Below are 23,008 nucleotides of genomic sequence, written 5' to 3'. Positions count from 1 at the left end.
AATAGCCCCGTGGCATTAGGCGTGCACTGTCTTATCCAGAGCCAACCATTTGGCCTGCAAACGCTTGTGTGATACTGGTTCTCGTGTTCCCAACGGCTGGGCAAACAGCGACACCCGCCACTCTTGCAACAACCAGCCAAATTCAGCCAGCTCACTCAAAGGCGCCAGCTCGTGGCCGTTTACCAAGTCCATATAAGGGCGCTCAATGGCCTCAAACTCCAACATAGACTGTCGATCTCGAGGTAAATTACCCTGCAATTTGTCCAGCCGGTAGGCCATGGCCTTCAGATACCGGGTAAAACACTGTAGATACTGCCACGGCGTTCGTTCCATAAAACCTGCCGACAGCAAAGTGTCCAAACGAGCTTTTACATCACTGTAAGCCATGGCACGATCCAAACTGACCGCACCACTCATCGACTTAAGAATACCGTGACGCAGGCTCATCCATTGATCAAATTGCTCAATGACCACAGCGCCATGAGTCATTAACTCAGAGCGGCGCTGCTGTCTTTGTTCAAAGTCAGCCTGTGTCATCGGCACCGACTCTTCAAACGGAACAAACACTTGGCGAAACACCGCAGCCAGCAGCGATTCAGCCAATTCCTGCTGTGAGCCCATACCCTTGGCTTGCAGCCAACGAGAGCCCACGGCTTTTTGCAAATCCGCACGCAGCGTCTTGGCCTGGCTGGCAAACATACGTCGATACCAATGCACCAGAGCATCACGCTGCTGACGTTCGGCCACGGCTGCATCCGCCTCGACGGTCAGCGACAACTCATGCCCTTCGCGCTTAAGGCAAGGAAACGCCCGGACAGGCAATCCATTCAGCTCGGTTTCGACCACCTCTGGCAAATCCCCAAAGTCCCAACGTTCAATTCCCTGACGCTGAAAATCGCTATGGGCCAAAGTTTGAATTTGGCTTTGACTGGCTTCACCAAACTCCTGCTGCAACATCGGCAAATCACGTCCTTGCTGTACGACTTTGCCATCCAACATGACCTGAATATTCATCTGCAAATGCGCCGGCAACTCCGCTTGCATCAGCTCATCGCGCTCCACCTTGGGAAAGGCATCGCGGTTCAGATAATCCAGCAGAGCCTGCAACAAGCTGCCTTGCCCAAAGGTATTTGAACGCAGAAAACCTTCCGCCGTTTGTGGCACGGGCACAAATTGTTTGCGCTTGGCTTTTGGCAGCGCCTTAATCAGCTGCACCACTTTGTCTTGAATAAAACCGGGTACCAGCCATTCGATACGACCAGCCGGCACCTGCTGCAACATGGCTACTGGCACTTGCAGCGAAATGCCATCATCCACTGCACCGGGAGCAAAGCTGTATTTCAGCGGGAAAAACAAACCCTGCCATTCCAGTTCCGTAGGGAAATCACCGGCGCCAATACCGGCCGCCTCAGGGCTTAATAAAAACTCACGGCTGAGCTTAAGCTGATCTTGTAACTGAGGATGCTTTTTACACCAGCTTTCCAACTGCCTGGTGGAGCAAATCCCATCAGGCAGGTGCTGCTGATAAAAAGCAGCCAGAGCCTGGTCATCAATCACCAAATCTCGACGCCGCGACTTTTCTTCGTATTCCGTCACCTGCTTGATCAAATCAACATTATGGCGATAAAAATTGGCTTTACTGCTGAGCTGCTGCTCTACCAATGCATGTTGAATAAACAGCTGTCTCGCTTCTGCCGGGTGGGTTTTACTGTAGTCGACCCGTTTTTTAGGATTGACCACCAAGCCATAAAGACTGCTTTGCTCAAACGCCAGCACTTGACCGCGCTTGGCGTGCCAGTGGGGTTCAAAGTACTGGTATTTTAATAGTGGGCGGCCAATATCCTCGATCCATTGCGGTTCTATCTGCGCGACCTCGCGGGCATACAGGCGTGTCGTTTCCATCAACTCTGCAGCCATAATCCATTTCGGGCGTTTTTTATACAGCCCCGATGCTGGAAAAATCATCAATTTCCGATTACGTGCCCCCAGATACTCACTGCCCTCGGTCTTAAAGCCAATTTGGCTCAACATGCCAGCCAGCAGCGACTTATGTAGCGCTTCATAACTAGCGGGTTCGACATTTTCACTGAGCTCTAGCTCTTTGCATAAAATATGCAACTGGCGGTGGGTGTCGCGCCATTCGCGCAGACGCATAAAGGATAAATAGTTTTTTTGACACCACTTACGCAGTTGATTCTGGCTTAACTGCTGGCGCTGCTCTTCATAGCCCTGCCATAAGTTGACCATACTGAGAAAGTCAGACTCATCGTCGCGCCACTGGCGGTGTTTTTCATCCGCAGCTTGTTTTTTCTCTGCTGGCCTTTCCCTGGCATCCTGCACTGACAAAGCACTGGCAATAATCAGAACCTCAGTCAATGCATTTTGCGCTTGCGCCTCGAGCAGCATACGGGAAATGCGTGGATCCAGTGGCAAGCGTGCCATTCGCTGACCCAGCTTAGTGAGCTGCTGGCGCTCATTCACGGCTTCTAGTTCCGTCAAAAGTTGATAACCATCGCGCACAAAGCGCTCGTCCGGCGCATCAACAAACGGGAAATCTTGCAGCTTGCCTAATTTAAGATGCAGCATCTGCAGCACCACAGACGCCAAGTTGGTGCGCCGAATTTCTGGGTCGGTAAATTCAGGCCGCGCCTCAAAGTCGGCCTGTTCGTACAAACGAATGCAGACCCCTGGCGCGGTACGGCCACAGCGCCCTGCCCGTTGATTGGCACTGGCCTGAGAAATGGCTTCCACTTGTAGACGTTGTACCTTGCTGCGATAGCTGTAGCGGCTGATACGCGCCACACCCGAATCAATCACGTAGCGAATACCCGGCACCGTTAAAGAGGTTTCCGCCACATTGGTCGACAACACCACTCGCCGGCCACCGTGCGGGCGAAAAATCTTTTGCTGATCGGCCGCACTTAAACGCGCATACAAAGGCAAAATATCCGTCGCAGGCAATGCTTGGCGGCGCAAATAATCGGCGCATTCGCGTATTTCACGTTCGCCTGGCAAAAACACCAGCACATCGCCGTGCTGGCCCTGCTGTTTATCTTCCGCTCTTAACTCTGCTAACGCGGCATCGATGCCTTCAAACAGACTTTGATCTTCAGCCTCTTGCTCATCACGCACCAGCGGTCGGTAGCGCATTTCAACGGGATATGAACGGCCGGACACTTCGACCACAGGCGCATTGTCAAAATGTTGCGAAAAGCGCTCAACATCAATGGTCGCTGAGGTAATGATGACTTTAAGATCCGGGCGTTTAGGCAGCAATTGCTTGAAATAGCCGATCAGAAAATCAATATTCAGACTGCGCTCATGGGCTTCGTCGATAATGATGGCATCGTATTCATTAAGAAAACGATCATGCTGAGTCTGAGCCAGCAAAATGCCATCCGTCATCAACTTAATACGACTGCTGTCACTGCTTTGATCGCTAAAACGAACCTGATAGCCCACCAAATCTCCCAGCGAAGTATTCAGCTCTTCAGCGATGCGCGCTGCAACGGAGCGGGCAGCCAAACGGCGCGGCTGAGTGTGGCCAATGCGCCCGGCCTGACCCAAGCCGGCCTCGAGGCACAGTTTTGGCAACTGAGTGGTTTTACCGCTGCCGGTTTCACCGGCAATAACGATTACTTGGTGCTGTTTAATCAGCGCTAAAATATCGTCGCGACGCTCACTAACCGGCAGTGACTCGGGATAACTGATGGTCAACGGCTGACTGCGTTTCGCGCGCACCGCTTGACTGTGCTCAATGCGTTTTAATAAACGCTGCAACAGTGAATCAATGGCTTCATTGTTTTGCCATTTCTGCTGAATTTGTCGCAAGCTGCGACGTGCTGGGAACTGATCTTTCAGCAAACATTGATTAATAGCGCGATTCAGCGCCTGAAAATCGGGTTGAGTGGAAGCCTGCAAGGCATACTCCTGAACATAAAAAAACGCCCCGAGCGGCTCAGGGCGTTGATATTGCTACACAACCGTGACGATTAGTTGTGTTTTTTCAATTCCTCATCGCGCAGTTCTCGACGCAGGATTTTGCCTACATTGGTTTTAGGCAGATCGTCACGGAATTCAATATGACGTGGAATTTTATAGGCGGTTAAACGCTCGCGACACCAGTTGGTGATTTCAGCAGCGGTCAAATCCGGATTGGATGACACAACAAATACTTTGACGGCTTCCGAGCTTTTCGCGTCAGGAATACCGACGGCTGCCGCTTCAACAATATCCGGATGTGATACAACCACGTCTTCGACCTCATTCGGATATACATTAAAACCGGACACGATAATCATGTCCTTCTTGCGATCAACAATTTTCATATAGCCATCGTCCATAATGACGGCCATATCACCAGTTTTCAGCCAGCCATCTTCACTGATGGTTTCGGCCGTCGCTTCTGGGCGCTGCCAGTAGCCTTTCATCACCTGCGGCCCAAAGACACACAACTCACCTGGCTCGCCCACCGGTTGCTCTTCGCCGTTGTCGTTCGTCACTTTACATAACGTACTAGCGACTGGCATACCAATGGTGCCGACCTTAATGTAGCCCGGAGGATTAAAGGATACGACGGGCGATGTTTCCGTCATGCCATACCCTTCTGCAATTTCACAGCCGGTGACTTTATGCCATTGCTCTGCCGCATCCTTGGTCAAGGCCATGCCACCAGAGATGGTCAGTTTCAAGCCACTAAAATCAAGCGCTTTAAAGTCATCACGATTACACAGTGCCACAAATAACGTATTCAAACCGACAAAAGCACTGAATTTACTTTTTTGCAGGGTTTTAACAAATCCAGGAATGTCGCGTGGATTGGGAATTAAAATGGAGTGATTACCGGTTTCCAGCATAACCATGCAATGCACGGTAAACGCATAAATATGATACAGAGGTAAGGGCGCGATCGCTGTCTCTCGCCCTTCTTCCAAAATCATGGAAAACAGCCCATGACATTGCAGCATATTGGCCATCAGATTGCGATGTGTCAGCATGGCGCCTTTAGCAACACCCGTAGTACCTCCGGTGTATTGCAGCACGGCGACGTCATTGCGATCAACTTTTACCGGGGTAAAGGAGCGAGCGCTGCCTTTTGCCAGCGCCTCACGTAAGCCAACGGAACCTTGAATACTATAGGCGGGCACTTCTTTTTTGACGTATTTCAACACGCCGTTAATCAGCAAGCGTTTTAAGCCGTCGTGCATGTCACCCACCTGAGTGACAATCACATGCTTAATACCGGTATTAGGCAACACTTTTTCTGCTTTAGCAGCCATATTGGCCAACACCACCAACGCCTTAGCACCAGAGTCATTGAACTGGTGCTCCATTTCACGCTCGGTGTAGAGCGGGTTGGTATTCACCACCACCATACCGGCACGCATCGCACCAAACACGACGATGGGATATTGCAATACATTGGGCAATTGGACGGCAATGCGATCTCCTGGTTGCAAACTGGTGTCGTTTTGCAAATAGGCAGCAAAAGCCGCACTTTTATCGTTAAGCTCACGATAGCTTATGGTTTGACCGAGGCAGGTGAACGCTGGGCGATCGCTGAACTTTTTCACAAAGCCATCGAATATTTCCACCACTGAGTCGTGCTTATCAGGGTCGATAGTCGCCGCGAGACCTTCTGGATAGCGTTCCTGGAAGAATTGTTCGTTCATACTGCCTCCTGAGCCACCCTGAGAGATCGTTTATTCAGGGCCATAATTAGTCATATGCCCCGCTACAACAGCAGTGTGTTGCCTGTCAGCTCCCCACTGACAACGGGAAAAAATGCAGCAGGAGTGTACCGCTTTTCTGACAATGCGGCAAAAGTGGGCATCCGCAGTTTACAAAATCGACATTCCAAGCCATGGTGAACCCTCAAAAATCATAACAATGACCTCTTGCCACGCATGAACACAGAATTGCAACTCAACACACCACAAACGCTGACCATAAACACTGACGATGGACAAGACTTTCAGGCTTACTATTGGGATCAATCGGACGCTAAGCAGCTGATACATATCACCCACGGTATGGCCGAGCATTGCTTACGTTACCAACCTTTGATTGCAACACTCGTCAATGCCGGTTACGCCGTCGTCAGCCATAACCATAGAGGTCATGGAGAGCGAACCCCGATTGGCCATTACGCCGACCCTGACGGAGACCATGGCAATGGCTGGGAAAAGGTAATCGCCGACATAAAAGCGGTGCAACAGCAGTGCCGGCAGCAACACATTATTCTGTTTGGCCATTCAATGGGGTCGTTTATTGCACAAGGATTTGCCAGACGCCACGGAGCCTCTCTTAAGGGACTCATTCTTAGTGGCAGTAACTTTCAATCACATTGGCTGTATTACGGCGCCCGCCTGGTTGCTCAGTGCCAGCGTTTAATTCATGGCTCTGGGCACTTATCCGGGCTGATGAACTATTTGTCTTTTGCCAGCTTTAACCGAGCATTTCATCCTGCCACCACGGACTTTGACTGGTTATCGCGAGACCCACAGCAAGTACAGGCCTACATCGACGACCCTGGTTGCGGCCATTTATGCACCACACAGCTGTGGATTGATCTAATGTCGGGCTTGATTGAGATCAGTCGTGACAATGCTCTTGCTGCGATTCCAAGCGAGTTGCCAATATTATTGATAGCCGGAGACAAAGATCCGGTCGGGCAATTTGGCAAAGGCGTTGAGCGCTTGGCACAACAATTACGACAAACGGGTCACCACAATGTCACCTGCCAACTGTATGCTGATGCCCGCCATGAATTATTAAATGAAACCAACGCTGAGCAGGTACGTGGCGATATTTTGCACTGGCTCGGCGCACTGTAGAAAAGGACGCTTATGGACACCATCACCAACCGCACCTTTGATGAAATTCAAATAGGTGATAGCCATCAACGAATGCACACGGTGAGCGAGCAAGATATTCAGCTCTTTGCTGCCGTATCTGGCGATCGCAATCCAGTGCACCTGGACGCAGAGTACGCTGCCGCAACGCCATTTAAGGCTCAAATTGCGCACGGAATGTACACAGGCGCGCTGATATCTGCGGTGTTAGGCATGGATCTGCCTGGGCCTGGAACCATCTACCTGGGCCAAAATATCACTTTTAAAAAGCCCGTGTACGTCGGCGATGAACTGACCGTACAACTCACGGTCGACAGCAAACATGACAGCAAACCTATTGTCACCCTGGCCTGTACTGTCAGCAATCAAAAAGGCAAAACCGTTGCCAGTGGCGAAGCCACTGTGATGGCACCAACAGAAAAGATCAGCGTAGCGGCACCGCCGTTACCCGCTGTTCAATTAAGCTGAGCCAGCACGGTTATTTGGCTAAGTGTTTCATTGCCTCCTCTAGCCCAGACAGGGTTAGAGGATACATGCGATCATTAAAAATACTGCGAATAGCACCGAGCGAACCACCCTGCCCCCAATAGGATTGCGGCGCTGGGTTTATCCAGGCTATTTTATCGTAATGTTGAGCCATTCGTTGCAACCAAACGGCACCCGGCTCCTCATTCCAGTGCTCTACACTGCCACCGGCATGGGTCACTTCATAAGGCGCCATCATAGCATCACCGACAAAAATCACTTTATAGTCATTGCCGTATTTTCGCAGAATATCCCACGTATTAATTTGTTCATTCATCCTACGGATATTGTTTTGCCACACCGACTCATACAGGCAGTTATGGAAATAAAAGGTCTCCATGTGCTTGAACTCGGTTCGCGCCGCAGAAAACAACTCCTCACAGGTACGAACATGTGGATCCATTGAGCCGCCTACATCAAAAAACAGCAGCACTTTTACCGCATTGTGACGCTCTGGCACCATTTTGATATCGAGAAAGCCGGCATTCTTTGCCGTAGCGCCAATGGTATCATCCAAATCCAGCTCTTCAGCAGCGCCCTGACGGGCAAACTTTCGCAACCGTCTTAACGCCACCTTTATATTGCGAATGCCCAGTTCAATGCTGTCATCAAGATCGCGATACTGGCGTTTCTCCCACACCTTCACCGCTTTTTTATGGCGTGAACGGCCCTGCTCAATTCGAAAGCCCTCAGGGTTGTAACCATTCGCACCGAAGGGAGAGGTACCACCAGTGCCAATCATGCGATTACCACCTTGGTGACGTTTTTCCTGCTCCTCAAGCCGCTTTTGGAATTCTTCCATCAGCTTATCCAGGCCGCCTAAGGCCTCGATTTTGTCCATGTCTTGCTGCGATAAAAAGCGCTCAAACTCTTTGCGCATCCAGTCTTCTGGGATACCTGCTTCGGTCAAAAAATCTGGCGGCAGCTGTAAGCCCTGAAAATAAGCGGCAAATGCCTTATCAAATTTATCATAGTGTTTTTCATCCTTGACCAAACACAGCCTTGCGATGGCGTAAAACTCATCCATGTCGGCAAACGCCAGACGAGCGCCCACCGCTTCAACCAGATCTAAATACTCTCTGACCGAACAGGGAACTCTCGCTTGCCTGACGGTCTCGAAAAAGTCGATTAACATAACCTAGCCTTTTCGACGGCTCATAAAAGCGAGCTTTTCCAACAATTGTACGTCTTGTTCATTTTTTAATAGCGCACCGTACATTGGAGGAATGGCCTTTGAGTGGTCTTTATTACGCAACATCTCGGCACCGATATCATCGGACAATAGCAACTTCAACCAGTCGATAAGCTCAGAGGTGGACGGTTTCTTTTTCAGACCAGGCACTTTTCTGACATCAAAAAAGACTTCGAGAGCCTCCCGAACCAGATCAGATTTAATCGTTGGATAGTGGACATCAACGATATCTTGCATGGTATCGCGGTCAGGAAAATCAATGTAATGGAAAAAGCAGCGGCGCAAAAAGGCATCGGGCAGTTCTTTTTCATTGTTGCTGGTAATCAGGATAATTGGGCGGTGTTTTGCCACCACGCGTTCTTGTGTTTCGTACACAAAGAACTCCATTTTATCGAGCTCCAGCAACAAGTCATTGGGGAATTCGATATCGGCTTTATCTATTTCATCGATCAGCAATACCACAGGTTTATCTGCCGTAAATGCCTGCCACAATTTACCCTGTACAATGTAGTTGCTGATATCATGGACCTTGTCATCACCCAGCTGCGAGTCACGCAGACGTGATACGGCATCGTATTCGTATAAGCCCTGGTGAGCCTTGGTGGTGCTTTTGATATGCCACTGAATCAGCTGCGTACCGAGGGACTTAGCCAGCTGTTCTGCCAGCATGGTTTTGCCAGTACCCGGCTCCCCTTTGAGTAGCAGTGGTCGCTGCAACGTAATGGCAGCATTCACAGCCGTGCGCAACTCGGGCGTTGCGACATACTCTTGGGTTCCCTCAAACTTCATACCTACCTCGGCTTACGCAATTTCATGTAGGCAGAAAGTATAAGGAGGGACCCTCATCACAGCAAGAGAGCGGCCACTCAGTCTTTTTTATCGTCATCCAGCCCTAATTCTTCATCAACGTCGAACTCACCCCAGTCGTCTTCTAGATCTGGCGCCGGGTTATCGTCCGGGTCAATGGAGAATTCATCGTCTAACGAACTACCGTCGATGTCGGTGTCCCCTCCCATGGTGGAAGGGGCCTCTCCCACCGGCGGTATCTCTTCTTCATCGGCGTCGTCAAAGCTATCAAAGCTCCCTTCCATCTCGTCATCGCTAAGATCTGGCGTATCCAAATCAGGCGGTAAGGCAGTGTCACTGGCATCCGCTCGTGTCAGGGCCTGGTGATCCTGCATGCGTTTTTGCCGCAACCACCACCACGCCGCACCACCTAATACGCCCAAATTGCCAAGCGCCAGCAATACATACACCCACCAAGCAACGCCCTCTTCCTCTTCCATCTCAAGCGCGGGCTCCTCCGTTATTGCCGACGGCGTTTTAGCAGCTAAATTGGGAGCGATATTCTCTTTAACCGACTCGGGCTTGTCGGGCTCATCGGCTGGCTTAGTGACTTCAGCTGTTGGCTCTGGGGTAGGACGCTTCACTTCGGGCTTTTCAGCCTCTTTTGCTGCAGCAGTGTCTGGCTCAGCAGGCGACACCTCATCGGCAGCGGAGTCGTCGATAATATCGCCGGTAGTGCTCATCTCTTCTTGGGGCTCAGGCTCTGGCCGGGACGCATTGGGATCAAGCAATGGAAAATCAAAGTGCAATGCTTCCGGTCGAGTCTTGAAGGTCGCACCACCACCCGTGACACCGCGCACGTTTAATTCCACGCTGTAACGCCCGGGGCCATTGTCTTCCGTCAAAATTAACTGCCAGAGTTCGCGCTCTGTGTCATATTCCATCGATTGAATGATCGAGCTATCGTCGGGCGACAGAACCCTAGCAATAATGCGCGATAAACCGGTATCGATATTAGCAACCATAGGTTTAACTTCGATGATTGCCCGCTGCTGCTGATAGTCTTCGCGCGCGCTAATTTGCAGAGGTTCCATTAACGTGGCACTGAGTTGGCGCCGACGTTGAAACGTAGGACTGCTGGCCGTCACTTCCAGCAAATACTGCCCTGGCTGTGACAGACGAGTGAGCGATTCCCGATAGATACCATCTTGTGGCAATGATTCAGGATCAGATAGCAGCTTACTGCCCATACGGCCGTCAGGCGCCGTCACTTTAATCGCCACGTCGGTCAACTTTAATAAGGCAGGCTCAGTCACCACCTCGCCTTTATTGGTTAACGCCATCGCTAAATCGACGGGGTAACCCGCAAAGATAGACTCTGGCAAACCATCCACAGAAAGACGCAAATCGGTCAAAATTTGCACTCGGTTTTCCGGGTCTATATCGGCATCGGCCTGCCATTGCCCCGCCTCTGGTGCCGATACGGTAATCAAGTCATAGTTCAGCTCTTGGTGCCAGCGCAGCTGGGCATTGCCTTCGCTGCTGTCTGCGGTATAAATCTGCCCAGAGGGGGATAACAAACGCACCGGTTTGTTGCTGCTACGTTTAAAGATCAGTGCGGTAAATTCGGTGACAGCATCATCAATCGTGAAGGCATTATCGACCATAGGTACCTGCTCCATCGGCACCGCACGATCAAAGGCACGAAGAAAAGCGGCCAACAAATCATCGGCATTGGCGGCTTCCTGATATAGCCCTCCGGTTTCCAAAGCGATCTGACGCAATATGGATTTATCGGCCCCATCAGACAGCGCCAGTGTATGAATACGGGCACCAGCGGCGACATACTGAGGCAACACCTGCTTTAGCAAACGCTCATGCTGTTTGGCATTAATCGCATCGGCACCAGCCCCCGAGGCCATATCAATTTTACCGTCGGTCAATAAAATCACGCTGTGCTGATAGCCTGAATCTTTGGCTATTTTCCAGCGCGCCTTATCCAACGCCTCGACCAGATTGGTACGCAAGCCTACTGAATTAATGCTCTTTGCATCCTGCTTGGCGCGCTGGCGCCAAGCGTCATCGACCTCGCCCAACGGCGTCAGCATGTTAACGAAACGACCAAAGGTCCAAATACCGGCATTTGCCCCCTCAGGAATTAATTCCACCAGTAGATTTGTGGCCGGTACACGTAAATTGTTAGGGTCGGTCTGTTTCATACTGCCAGAAATGTCCACCACAATTCTGACGTCGGCAGGCAGCTGCTCAGCTCGCAACACCACGGACAGCAACAAGACCACCACTGTTACCAGCAACCGGCTTATTCCGTGTGTCATAGTCGTCCCCTTATTCGCCTGTACATTCACTATCGGCACAACCGGTCTGTACTCAATAGCCAAAACAAAAAAGGGCACACTGCCATAGCAGGTGCCCCCATCCGTTCCGGGCTAACGCCCGGATCAGAGATTGTTCTCCAAAATGCGCCGACCTTTTTCAGTGATGTGCCAGCGCACACCATTTTTGCCGCTGACTTTACCCGCCAAGCTTTTCACCACTAATACATTGAGGGTTTTTAAAATAGTGGACTCTTCTTCATTGGCTTCGCGACACACCCCACCTAATGAGCGAAATATAAACCGGCCACTGGCCAAAATGCGCAATATCTGTGTCGATGTGACATCCAACTCTTGGTTAATTTGCTGCGCTTCTGGATCCCCCTGACTGGCATCCTGCTCTGTTTCAGTGTCAATCAACGGCATTAACTCGCCTTGCATGGTGCGCAGATTCTGTTGCACCTCTTCCGAGCGCTGCTTCGCCATTTGCGCTTCGTTAAGAATTCGATCCGACAGATTATCGATCAAGAAGCGGCTTAATAGCGCTGCAATCAAACAAAAACCGGTAAAAATGAGCAACCTTGACGGATCCCCCTGGCTCTCTAACACCAGTTCGCTATTGACCATATCCAATACCACCGGCACCAAAAATGATGCCCCCACCCCGACTACCAAAAAACGGGGTAAACTGGCGGCATCGGGATCTTTATCACCGTACAGGTAATAGTTGACCAGGCCACCAAAGATGCCAGCCAGCAACATTACCGTCGCCAGAATGAAGATATGATTTGCCATATTTCCAACCTCTTCCCTTCGCAGCCAGAGCGTCCACTGCGGTCCAGAGCTCCTCACGGGAGCCAGCCCCAATGATTACCATCTTGCGTCCACGACGGACGTCTGCTGTAAAAATTAGCAAAGATTTGGAAGTTAGCCAGAAAAGTAATAAAAAAAGGAATAGTCAGGGGCCGACTGAATAAAAAACAATCAACCCTGAGTAAAAGACAGGATTATTCCTGAGGGGTACGTGACACAAAGTTAAGCAAGGCACGCAATGCCAGTACTGACACCGCCAATCCCAAGGCGATCAACCACCAGCGAATGGCCGGTAAAGCCGCGTCAAAACCGCTGTCTAACCAGGCGAACGGCACCACAATTAAGGCCGGCGCCAAATGTGACAGTTGCTCGCCCGCCGGTGCCGGAGTCAATAAAATCACCGCCCCCAAGGCATAAACAAACTGCTTGGCATCTGGCTGTCGCAGCCAAAAAAAGCATTGCCCCCAGCACCACAAGCCAACGATGGCCGACGCAAAATAGATCAGCCAAAACAGACCGTATTCGATCATGCTATCCATATTATGCCTTCCAGATAATGTGATCTTCCCAGTCATCCTCAGGCACCAGGGCATCACTAACCCCCTTGCCACGCACTGAGATGCCAGCCTCATGCACACTCATCGGATCACCAGTAATCAGTGGGTGCCAGTGAGGCAAGGCCTTGCCTTCGCTCAGACGGCGATAGGCACAGGTGTCCGGCAACCAAAAGAAATCGCGCGCCTGATCAGGCGTTAGCCAAACACAGTGAGGGACTTTTTGCTGTCGAGTTGGGTACACCTGGCAGCGACAACTGTCGTTATCGAGATAACGGCAGTGCACATCGGTGTAATACACCTCGCCCGTGTCTTCATCTTCCAGCTTATGCAAGCAACATTTGGCACAACCATCGCACAAGGACTCCCACTCCAGCGTCGACATCTGCTCCAGCGTCTTGCTGTGCCAGAAAGGTACGTCAGTCATCGTCGTCCCGCTTGCAAAATAAATCCAACATATAGGTTTCGCGCGGCGGCGGCATTTGCAGATAAAACCCTTGCTGCTCGATTTGCTCCAACACTCGAGCACCGTCGGTACGCGCCAGCTGTTTGTCTGGCGTCATGATCATGGTCAGCGCCAGCTCGGCCGCTCCAAACAGCTCCTTAAGCTCATCCGGCACCTTACTTAAACCGTCGGTACGCGACACATAGAGGTAGGTTTCGTCTTTTTTGCGCGACTTATACACGTCGCAAAGTAGTTTGCTCATAATTAACCTGTGGTCTGACCACGACTGCACTCTTCCAGCAGACGCACCAGATAATCACCAATTTCTGTTTTGCGCCAACCTGCCAACTCGGCCGGTAAACGGAAAGGTCCGCGAGGATAGCCAGAGCGCAATATGGCTTCCAGTGATTTTTTCTTCACTAACACATCTGCCGGTACATTTAGCAGCTCAGCTTTATCGGACACCACTTGACGCATTTTTTTAAGCCACTGACCTGCCAGTGGCGACAATGGACGATCCAACACCGACGGCCAGTATTGCTTATCCAGCTGCAAGGCTTGATCGACCACTTTCAAAATCTCTTTACCCTGCTCACGCACCATGGCTGGGCGCAATCCAGCTTTCGTCAATTGGTCACGATTGCGGGCTCTAAAACGGGCGATATTCCATAAGCTCTGATCATCGGCGACCTTGCCGCGCGGTACATCCTGCAACCTCGCTTGCTGCTCACGCCAAACGGTCAGCTGTTGCAGCACAAACTGTTCCTGCGGCCTTAGCTTCCAGGCCAACTTGATACGACGATACAAACCGCTTAAATCATCCGGCGCCTGGGCTAGCTGCACCAACCGATCACAATCTTCACTTAACCAGGCTTCACGTCCTAAGGCACGCAGCTGCTTGATCAGCTTGGGATACAAACGATGCAGATAGTGCACGTCGGCCACCGCATAGCGCTCTTGCTCAGGCCGCAGTGGTCGTTCTAGCCAATTGGAGCGTGTTTCCTCTTTCGGCAGATTGAGGTTTAACAGCTCTTTGACGATTTTTTGAAAACCAAGGGAGCCCCCCATGCCAGCCAGCGCAGCACCGATTTGAGAGTCCGCCAACGGCGATGGCACTACCCCAGTCAATAGCCGACACACTTCCAAGTCTTCGGCACAAGCATGAAACACTTTCACCACGAGCGGGTGCTCAAAAATCTGCGCCAGTGGCTGCCAGTCATCAATGCTCAGCGGATCAATTAAAAAACTGCCCTGACGGCTGGCTACCTGGATCAAACCGGCTTGCGGATAATAGGTACGGGTACGAACAAACTCGGTATCCACCGCCAAAAATGGCTCAGCAACCCAATCCTGACATACCTTCGCTAACGCTTGGTTGTTGGTTATCCAGATTGGCTCTGGAATCTTTAGCTGCGCCACCCATCCTCCTCGATCATATGGTGAACCTCTGCCTGGCCGCGAAACAGCTGACGCAGATACATAAGCATGGCGCGGTCTTCGACTTCCTGTGCAAAAAACGCGTCGATTCGCTGATAGTTCAGCGCTTTTAAACGATCCAAACCCAAAGACTCCGGGCCTACGCCAGCGGTCGGCGACAGACGTCCATGGGTAATAAAACAAAAACCAGGAAAGCCTGCGCCTAGCAACCGATCGGCCTGATCTTCATCGATAACCACCGCCACCCGCGTGGGGTCTTCCACCTCGGAGCAATGGTGACACTCAGGCCCTGCCGTGAGCCTCTGGCAGCGCTGACAATCCGGGCTCTTGAGCGCGCGCTGCAACGCCTCAGCCAAATCTCGCCCGTTGCCATGCAACAACAGCCATTGGGCCCAGCGCCCGGCAGCACGTTCACCCACCCCTGGCAAACGCTGCAGCTGCTGGCGCAAAAGCTGTAAAGCGGATGCCGAGGACGCCATTAGAACGGCAGTTTCATACCGGCTGGCAAGCCCATACCCGAGGTCAGCTTACCCATTTCTTCTTGATTGCGCGTTTCAATCTTGCGGACCGCATCGTTGACTGCTGCAGCCAGCAGGTCTTCCAACATTTCTTTGTCTTCAGACATCACCGCATCATCGATTTCAACGCGTTTAACGTCGTGACGACCGTTCATGGTGATCTTCACCAGACCAGCGCCCGATTCACCTTGTACCTCTGCATTGGCCAGCTCTTCCTGGGCCTTTTGCATCTGCTCTTGCATCTTTTGGGCTTGTTTCATCAAGCCGCCCATTCCACCTTTCATCATACTGCTATCCTCATACTTCAAAAAAACAGCCCTTTTATGATGGCTGTATTGGTTGAATACTGTGTTCATCGACGGTGGCGCCGAACTGCTCTAGCAACATTTGCACTGCCGGATCGGCGCGCAGGGCTTGCGCCGCGCCATCCCAGGCTTCACGCTGCAAACGCTGACGGCGCTGATCGGGCGTTTCACCACGCGGCGGGCGTATTTCAACATGCACCACTGCCGAGCCCAAGGTTTGCGCCATAGCCTGCTGCAAACGCTGCCTCTGGGCGTCGTTATACAGGGCTGAATTATCCGGATCCAGATCAAAATAATACTGGTTATCGGCCACTTGAACCAAGGCGCAACTGCGAGCGATGGCCGCCGTCATTCCAGCAAGGGGCAGCTGCTCTAACCATTGCCACCAAGTATGGGGCTGAAGCTCCGGCTGACTTATCTCTGCAGCTCGCTCAACGATCGGCTCAGGATCCACTTCAGATTCTGACGTCAGCTCTGGCTCCAGATTCGGCTCAGTTTCGCTCGCAGGCGCTGGCTCAGGTACAAACTCTGGTTCAGGGTTTACTGCAGGCATCGGCTCCGGTGCACACTGTGGCTCAGGAGTCTGCTCTGGCTGCGGGCTCGGTTCAGGCTCGAGTGCCGGAACTTGCTCTGGTGCCAGTTCTTGGGGCTGTTCAGGCTCTACCACTGGCCCTAACGTCTGCTCTGCTGTCGATTCTGCAGTTAACTCAGGCACAGGCGTTTGAATATCCGTTGCGCCCTTTTCATTCACTACAGGCACAACCGATTGTGTTAACTCAGTGTTTTTTTTTTCGCCTGCGATGGCTGGCTGAGCTTCAAGACAAGAGTCTAACTCCAACGACTCCGGCGCCGCTGGAGCGGGCCTAAATGCCAGCATACGCAACAGCACCATCTCAAAACCCTGGCGTGGATCCGGTGCCAAGGTTAAATCTTGGCGACCGGAACCGGCGATTTGATAACACAGTTGAACATCTTCTGCCGTCATATTGACCGCCAGTTTTAAGATGGCGTCACGATCGCCTTCGGCATTATCAATGGCGTCCGGAGCCACCTGGGCAAGGGCCGTTCGGTGCCAGATGTGCATCAGTCCCTGCAGCACTTCATCAAAATCCGGACCATGCTCGGCCATCGCTGCCACTTCTGCGAGTACGTCAACGGCATTTGCGGAGGCCATGACCGCCGCTAAACGAAATAGCCGACCACGATCCATGGTGCCCAACATGGACACCACTTGCTCTTCTTTCACCTCACCATGACCGTAGGCAATGGCCTGATCGGTCAGTGACAAGGCGTCGCGCATACTGCCTTGGGCAGCACGACCCAGCTGCCACAGGGCTGGCTCGTCATAGCTCACATCTTCTTGCTGCAACACATGGGCGAGATACTCGACAATACGCTGCGGCGTCATGTTTTTCAGACTGAACTGCAAGCAACGCGACAACACAGTCACAGGCAGTTTTTGCGGGTCTGTGGTCGCCAGCAGGAATTTGACGTGCTCAGGAGGTTCTTCCAGGGTTTTCAGCAGCGCATTGAAGCTGTGTGTCGATAGCATATGCACTTCGTCGATCAGATACACCTTGTAGCGACCGTGAGTCGGTGCGTATTGCACGTTATCGAGCAGCTCACGGGTGTCTTCCACCTTAGTACGCGAGGCGGCGTCCACCTCAATCAAGTCGACAAAGCGCCCTTCTGCGATGGCGCGACAGGAGGAGCACTCACCACATGGCGTCGACCCAACCCCTTGCTCACAATTCAGGCACTTGGCCAGAATACGCGCAATGGTGGTTTTCCCCACCCCACGGGTGCCGGTAAATAAATAGGCGTGATGCAGCCGCTGGTCGTCGAGTGCATTTATTAGGGCTTTAAGGACGTGCTCCTGACCGACCATCTCGGCAAAGCTACGCGGCCGCCACTTTCTCGCAAGTACCTGATAACTCATGAATTTTCCGCTATCGGAAAGATATGTTGCGCCATCTTAGCGCGTCGTGAAGACAATGTCAGGAAGGATTTGGAGATGACCCCTTTCAGCCACACCCCGGCACACGAGTCCACTGCTACCGTTGCTCCCTTCCGGGCCTGGCGGGGTTTACAGCTTATCGTTGCGAGGGGACCAAAAGGGGCCACCACAACGTTCCGATCACTCGGAGGACGCGAACAATACCAAAACTCTGTGAAAAATCAAGCGTTTATCCGCCATCAACCAAAGCTTCTGCAGAATTGATGTGAATTCCAACAAATTGCTCAATCTGACCTAACGGCCCCATGGCCTGCGGACGAGTGAGATAGTCTGCTTCAGTACCTGATACTCGCACATCGACCCGCCCCTGATCAAAAAATGCCCGCAGCAGCACCTGCCTAGCAGACGCGATGCGCTGCAATTGATCCACCGACACATCAAAGCCCTGACAGCGATAACCATCTCGCTGCAGAGACTCCTGAGGCAGATGCTTAAGTTTGACGAATTCTCCGTCTACCGATAACACCAATGGGTATTGCTTCAACAGCAAACGTTCGCCCTGAGCGCAAAACAACAGCTGCCACTCTTGTGCATCACTGCGCCGAACCGACAGGGCCAGATCAGGATTGTGGTAAAAGGGAATGGGTTGCGCCATCTCTTCCGCGCTGTATACGCTGACAGGCACCCCACAGAAGCAAAACAACAGAAAAATCAGCATCCTTGGCATATCAACAATTCCTTTGTGCGACAGTTTCAGCATAGTCGCAGGCCAGGAACGGTGACAAGGCTAGAGTCAGTTATTGGGATGATTGCGACGCACGTCACGCCAATGAGCTAGTCATCGCCCAGGTGCAGCCAGTGACGCAGCGCTTGCTCAATCACCTCAGCGCGATTCATATCCAGCGTTTGACAGGCCTGATCCAAATGTTCGATCACGGCGTGAGGCAACTTCACTTCGACCCGCTTCAAGCCACGCTCCTTATCACGCCGCCTTTGGGTACGTTTATTGACCCGGCATTGCAACGAGCGATCATACGGATTGCTACGCGGCCGCCCCGGGCCGCGATGGGCAAACATATCAATGGTGGTTCTATCTTCAGGCTGTACAGACATACGGACTCCAAGGGGGCGCACATTATCCAAGCCTTAACGCTGATTGCAACTGACTAATGGCAGTAATTTGCGTTGCCGACGGACCTATAACCTAGATACCATCTATCAATAGACGGAGTCATCGACATCGAAGCGCCCGCTCGCAGCATAAGGAACCATGACGGCAATGCCAACTCTCGCCAATACCCGCTTAACAGCCGAACAACTCACTCACAGCATCGAACGCCAACAGCTGGCATTTAACAGCACCGAAGACATAGAAGCCTTTCACGGCGTGCTCGGCCAGGAACGTGCCGTCAACGCCATTCAGTTTGGCGTTGCCATGAAACGCCCGGGCTACAACATATTTGTAATGGGCGAAACCGGCACCGGACGCTCATCTTATGTACGCGAGTACCTACGCATCGAAGGTAAACGCCAAGCAACACCCGACGCTTGGTGTTACGTCAACCACTTCAGCAACCCTAGAGAACCCAGAGCCTTAAAGCTGAGGCCTAGCGAAGCCAGTGTCTACATTGAGCACATCAATGATTTGATTGATCAGCTACTGGCCACCTTTCCTGCGGTATTTGAACACCCTTCATATCAACAGCAAAAGGCGGCGATTGATTATCTGTTTAATCGTCGCTATGACAAGGCCATTGAACAAATAGAACGCGAAGCGCACAAGCGTGGCGTTGCCGTCTACCGAGACTCATCAGCCATCAGTTTCACTCCCATGCGTGAAGGAAAAGCGCTGGATGAGTCTGAGTTTGCACAGCTACCCGAGGCAGAGCGAGATGCCTTCCACAACACCATTGCCGAGCTTGAGCAAATGCTCGGTGAACAGCTATCTGAACTGCCACAATGGAAACGTGAATCCAGTAATTCTCTGCGCGAGCTGAACCAAGAAACCATTAAAGAAGCCGTGACGCCATTACTGAAGCCACTGAGGGAGCAATTTGCCAACAACGACGAAGTCACCCAGTACCTCAATGAAGTGGAAGAATTTCTGCCACGCCTAGTACTCGAGGAGCTGGTTGAAGAACGGCTATTGGAACTGCGCGAGGAGTACAACAAACGCACGTCACTGGAAGACGCCCTGCTGCCCAACCTCGCCACGCAGCATCAATCCGACAGCGGCGCGCCTGTGGTCTATGAGCCACACCCTAGTTATGCCAACCTGTTTGGCCGCATTGAATACGCAAACGAACAAGGTGCCTTGGTCACCAACTATCGCCGTATCAGCCCTGGCGCACTGCACAAAGCCAATGGCGGCTATTTGATTGTTGATGCAGAGAAAATTCTGTCGGAGCCTCTGGTGTGGGATGCACTAAAGCGCGCCTTGCAATCGGGCCAGCTCAAAATGGAATCCCCCTATGCTGAGCTTGGCATGCTAAACACCACCACACTATTGCCGCAAACCATTCCATTGAGCTTAAAGCTGGTATTGATCGGCTCACGCCAGCTCTACTACCTGCTGCAGGAATACGACGAAGATTTTCGTCGACTGTTTCGCGCCGTGGTTGATTTTGACGGCGACCTAAGTGCCGACAAAGAGCACGTTATGGCCTATGCAAGACTGTTACGCAGCCGCATCGACGAACAACAAATGGCCCACATGACCCAGGCCGGCGTACTGCGTATGCTCGAGTTCAGCGCCCGCTTAGCAGAGCGCCAAGATGCCATTAGCGCCCGCATCGGTGAGCAGTTTGACTTGCTATCAGAAGCCGACTTTTTACGCCAGCTCGCTGGCGATGCCAATATCGATGATTACCATATCGAACGTGCACTGAATGCCAAAAAAGACCGCACCGGCAGGGTCTACGATAAGCTGTTTGAGCAAATGCTCGATGGCACCGTGCTGCTACAAACCGAGGGCGAAGCCATCGGCAATATTAATGGCCTCACCGTCATGTCGCTGGGCGATACCAGTTTTGGCTCTCCTGCTCGTATCACCACCACGGTTTACCCAGGCAGCCGAGGCATCGTCGATATCGAACGTGAAGTCGCATTAGGGCAGGCCATCCACTCCAAAGGGGTGATGATCATCAGCGGCTTCCTTGGTCATCGCTATGCGCGCGATTTCCCTCTGGCCATTACCGCCCACATCGCCATGGAGCAATCTTATGGCTACATTGACGGCGACAGCGCGTCGTTGGCAGAACTGGTGTGTCTAATTTCGGCCCTGATTCGCAGCCCTATTGACCAATCCTATGCCGTGACAGGCTCCGTCAATCAATATGGCGAAGTGCAAGCCATTGGCGGTGCAAACGAGAAAATTGAAGGCTTTTTCCGGCTCTGCCAAGCCAGAGGCCTGACCGGCAAACAAGGCGTTATTATTCCCGCTGCCAATCAGCGCAACCTGGTGTTAAGTCAAACCGTGATTGATGCCGTACAGCAAGGACAGTTTCATATTCACGCCGTCGACCATGTCGACCAAGCACTGACCCTACTACTGCAGCGACCTGCCGGTGCATTAGGAAAACGCGGTCACTTCCCCAAAGGTAGCGTGAATGCCGACGTAGTCGAGCAACTAAAACGCATGCAACTCAGCTCAACAGAGGCAGGCAAACCGAAAGGTAGCAAAAGTAAAACTGGCAGCTAGTCGCGGCCTTTTACGGCGCTATCAATATGAGCAAACAGCTCTGGCCACTTCACCGGCTTAGCGACAATATCGTTAAAGCCACTTTGGTGGCAGAGCTCGCGCTCCTGATCGGATACTCCCGCGGTAAGCGCCAAAATTGGAGCTTGGCAGCCATCAGCGCGTAGCTGACGTGTCGTTTCGAAGCCATCCAACACCGGCATGTGGCAATCCAGCAGAAAAATATCAGCTTGCTGCCACTGCCCATCATCGAGCAGTGCCTGACCATGCTCATAACTCAGCACCTTGCCTCCTTGGCGCAGGAGAATACGCTCGAGTACAGTTCGACTGGTGGCATCATCTTCACAAATAGCTACGACGATGCCATCCAACCGAATCTCATCGCCCACCGCGGTTGGATCGCTGGGCGCTGTCACAGGAGTCACCGGCACCTGCACAACAAAGCAACTGCCGCTGCCCTGCTCACTGCTGGCCCATACTCGCCCCCCCATCAACTCTGCCAAATGGCGACATAAATTAAGCCCAAGCCCGGTGCCGCCAAATTGACCCGCCACCTCGGCCGACCCTTGCTCATAAGCCTCAAACAAGCGCTCTAACTGATCTGCGGCCACACCTATGCCACTATCTTCAACCTCAAAGCGCAGCCAACCTTGATCCGCATGATACTGACCACGAATAGCGATGGATCCACCCTCAGGGGTGAACTTGACGGCGTTACTGACAAAATTCAGCAAGATTTGCTGCAGCCGATTGGCATCCGCCAACAGCTGCGGCGGATCTTCCGGCGTCATGTGACATTCAAACGACAGCTGTTTTTGCTCGCTGTTGGCAAAAAAAACGGATTGCACGCGCCGCAGAATTTCTAGTGCCTGAAAAGGCTTAGGGTTTAGCTCTAGTTTGCCCGCCTCGATTTTACCTAGATCGAGCACATCATTAACGATGGCCAGTACCGCATCGGCGGCATACTGGGCATCTTGCACTAAGGTGCCTTGTTCTGAATTGAGATCGGTTTGCTGCAGCAAACCGACGATACCAATCAAGCCGTTTAAAGGGGTGCGTATTTCATGACTCATATGAGCTAAAAAACGACTCTTGGCAACCGATGCCTTACTCGCTTGATCGGCCTTTTGTGCCAGCTGCTGAGCGGCCAGAATATCGCGATAACCACGCAACGCTGTGGTGAGCACCACACGCAAGCGCTGAGCTGTGGCATCGGCTTTGGATAGGTAGTCATTGATTTCGTATTCATCGATGACTTCGCGCTCAGGCGCCGAGCCAGGTTGCCCGGTACGCAAAACAATACGAATACGATGATTCTGCAACTGCTCTCGAATAAAACCGACCAGCTGCAAACCCGCGTCATCAGATTCCATCACCACATCTAACAGCAACATGGCGATGTCATCACGCTTCGACAGCATCTCTCTGGCGGCAGCAGCACTGTTGCATTCTAGCAACTCCAGCGGCCGCCCCTGAAAGCGATATCCACGCAGCACTAACCGACTGACCTGCAGCACCGATTCATCATCATCGACCATCAGCACCGGAATGGTGTCTGGCAGAAATTCGGCCAACTGGCTGCTTGCCATGAA

The 23,008-nt window shown here is 52.1% G+C and carries 19 protein-coding genes and 1 other RNA gene; 3 read left to right on the top strand and 17 right to left on the bottom strand.

The window, feature by feature from the left end; all coding sequences use genetic code 11:
- Window positions 1–15: 15 nt before the first annotated feature.
- Together hrpA and AC55FS_RS10615 are read right to left on the bottom strand one after the other, a co-directional pair.
- A complete protein-coding gene (gene hrpA / locus AC55FS_RS10620; protein WP_496932225.1) occupies window positions 16–3,921 on the bottom strand; it encodes an ATP-dependent RNA helicase HrpA in 3,906 nt (1,301 codons plus the stop codon).
- A 71-nt stretch (window positions 3,922–3,992) separates the two neighbouring features.
- Window positions 3,993–5,672, bottom strand: a complete 1,680-nt coding sequence (locus AC55FS_RS10615; RefSeq protein WP_496932224.1) for an AMP-binding protein — start codon at window positions 5,670–5,672, stop codon at window positions 3,993–3,995.
- Between the two features lie 234 nt (window positions 5,673–5,906).
- On the opposite strand from AC55FS_RS10615, the gene AC55FS_RS10610 reads away from it, so the two are divergent.
- Window positions 5,907–6,836: an alpha/beta fold hydrolase gene (locus AC55FS_RS10610; RefSeq protein WP_496932223.1), complete on the top strand. Its 930-nt coding sequence runs from the start codon at window positions 5,907–5,909 to the stop codon at window positions 6,834–6,836.
- A 12-nt stretch (window positions 6,837–6,848) separates the two neighbouring features.
- A complete protein-coding gene (locus AC55FS_RS10605; RefSeq protein WP_496932222.1) occupies window positions 6,849–7,322 on the top strand; it encodes a MaoC/PaaZ C-terminal domain-containing protein in 474 nt (157 codons plus the stop codon).
- A 10-nt stretch (window positions 7,323–7,332) separates the two neighbouring features.
- Here the strand turns inward: AC55FS_RS10605 and AC55FS_RS10600 are convergent, their stop codons facing one another.
- The 14 genes from AC55FS_RS10600 to ybfE all read right to left on the bottom strand — a co-directional run bounded on the left by AC55FS_RS10600 (window position 7,333) and on the right by ybfE (window position 18,832).
- Window positions 7,333–8,514 carry a vWA domain-containing protein gene (locus AC55FS_RS10600; RefSeq protein ID WP_496932221.1) on the bottom strand — a complete coding sequence of 394 codons (1,182 nt, stop codon included), beginning with the start codon at window positions 8,512–8,514 and terminating at the stop codon, window positions 7,333–7,335.
- 3 nt (window positions 8,515–8,517) lie between these two features.
- Complete coding sequence (locus AC55FS_RS10595) at window positions 8,518–9,360, bottom strand: AAA family ATPase (protein WP_496932220.1); 843 nt, start codon at window positions 9,358–9,360, stop codon at window positions 8,518–8,520.
- Between the two features lie 77 nt (window positions 9,361–9,437).
- A complete protein-coding gene (locus AC55FS_RS10590) occupies window positions 9,438–11,693 on the bottom strand; it encodes a VWA domain-containing protein (RefSeq protein ID WP_496932219.1) in 2,256 nt (751 codons plus the stop codon).
- A 123-nt stretch (window positions 11,694–11,816) separates the two neighbouring features.
- A complete protein-coding gene (locus AC55FS_RS10585) occupies window positions 11,817–12,485 on the bottom strand; it encodes a YEATS-associated helix-containing protein (protein WP_496932218.1) in 669 nt (222 codons plus the stop codon).
- Window positions 12,486–12,697: 212 nt separating this feature from the next.
- Window positions 12,698–13,042 carry a hypothetical protein gene (locus AC55FS_RS10580; RefSeq protein ID WP_496932217.1) on the bottom strand — a complete coding sequence of 115 codons (345 nt, stop codon included), beginning with the start codon at window positions 13,040–13,042 and terminating at the stop codon, window positions 12,698–12,700.
- A 1-nt stretch (window position 13,043) separates the two neighbouring features.
- Window positions 13,044–13,484 carry a YcgN family cysteine cluster protein gene (locus AC55FS_RS10575; protein ID WP_496932216.1) on the bottom strand — a complete coding sequence of 147 codons (441 nt, stop codon included), beginning with the start codon at window positions 13,482–13,484 and terminating at the stop codon, window positions 13,044–13,046.
- Window positions 13,477–13,764, bottom strand: coding sequence for a YcgL domain-containing protein (locus AC55FS_RS10570; RefSeq protein ID WP_496932215.1), 288 nt, complete (start codon window positions 13,762–13,764; stop codon window positions 13,477–13,479). Before AC55FS_RS10570 ends, AC55FS_RS10575 begins: the two co-directional genes overlap by 8 nt.
- A gap of 2 nt (window positions 13,765–13,766) precedes the next feature.
- Window positions 13,767–14,921 (bottom strand): ribonuclease D, encoded by a 1,155-nt coding sequence (gene rnd / locus AC55FS_RS10565; protein ID WP_496932214.1) that lies wholly within the window; start codon window positions 14,919–14,921, stop codon window positions 13,767–13,769.
- A complete protein-coding gene (locus tag AC55FS_RS10560; protein ID WP_496932213.1) occupies window positions 14,909–15,418 on the bottom strand; it encodes a hypothetical protein in 510 nt (169 codons plus the stop codon). Before AC55FS_RS10560 ends, rnd begins: the two co-directional genes overlap by 13 nt.
- Window positions 15,418–15,744, bottom strand: coding sequence for a YbaB/EbfC family nucleoid-associated protein (locus AC55FS_RS10555; RefSeq protein WP_496932212.1), 327 nt, complete (start codon window positions 15,742–15,744; stop codon window positions 15,418–15,420). Before AC55FS_RS10555 ends, AC55FS_RS10560 begins: the two co-directional genes overlap by 1 nt.
- Before the next feature lie 34 nt (window positions 15,745–15,778).
- Window positions 15,779–17,701 (bottom strand): DNA polymerase III subunit gamma/tau, encoded by a 1,923-nt coding sequence (gene dnaX / locus AC55FS_RS10550; RefSeq protein WP_496932211.1) that lies wholly within the window; start codon window positions 17,699–17,701, stop codon window positions 15,779–15,781.
- 80 nt (window positions 17,702–17,781) lie between these two features.
- Window positions 17,782–17,878, bottom strand: an RNA gene (ffs, locus tag AC55FS_RS10545) — signal recognition particle sRNA small type.
- 70 nt (window positions 17,879–17,948) lie between these two features.
- Window positions 17,949–18,446: a hypothetical protein gene (locus tag AC55FS_RS10540; RefSeq protein WP_496932210.1), complete on the bottom strand. Its 498-nt coding sequence runs from the start codon at window positions 18,444–18,446 to the stop codon at window positions 17,949–17,951.
- A 107-nt stretch (window positions 18,447–18,553) separates the two neighbouring features.
- Window positions 18,554–18,832, bottom strand: coding sequence for a LexA regulated protein (gene ybfE, locus AC55FS_RS10535; RefSeq protein WP_496932209.1), 279 nt, complete (start codon window positions 18,830–18,832; stop codon window positions 18,554–18,556).
- A 157-nt stretch (window positions 18,833–18,989) separates the two neighbouring features.
- Between ybfE and AC55FS_RS10530 the strand changes: the two genes are divergently transcribed.
- Window positions 18,990–21,419: a Lon protease family protein gene (locus AC55FS_RS10530; RefSeq protein WP_496932208.1), complete on the top strand. Its 2,430-nt coding sequence runs from the start codon at window positions 18,990–18,992 to the stop codon at window positions 21,417–21,419.
- Here AC55FS_RS10530 and AC55FS_RS10525 read toward each other — a convergent pair.
- Window positions 21,416–23,005, bottom strand: coding sequence for an ATP-binding protein (locus AC55FS_RS10525; protein ID WP_496932207.1), 1,590 nt, complete (start codon window positions 23,003–23,005; stop codon window positions 21,416–21,418). The genes AC55FS_RS10530 and AC55FS_RS10525 overlap by 4 nt on opposite strands.
- Window positions 23,006–23,008: the final 3 nt, after the last annotated feature.

This window comes from Bacterioplanes sp. CLAM21, from assembly GCF_059641015.1.
The sequence above is the reverse complement of the archived record's forward strand: the minus strand, read 5'-3'. Positions and strand labels throughout refer to the sequence as shown.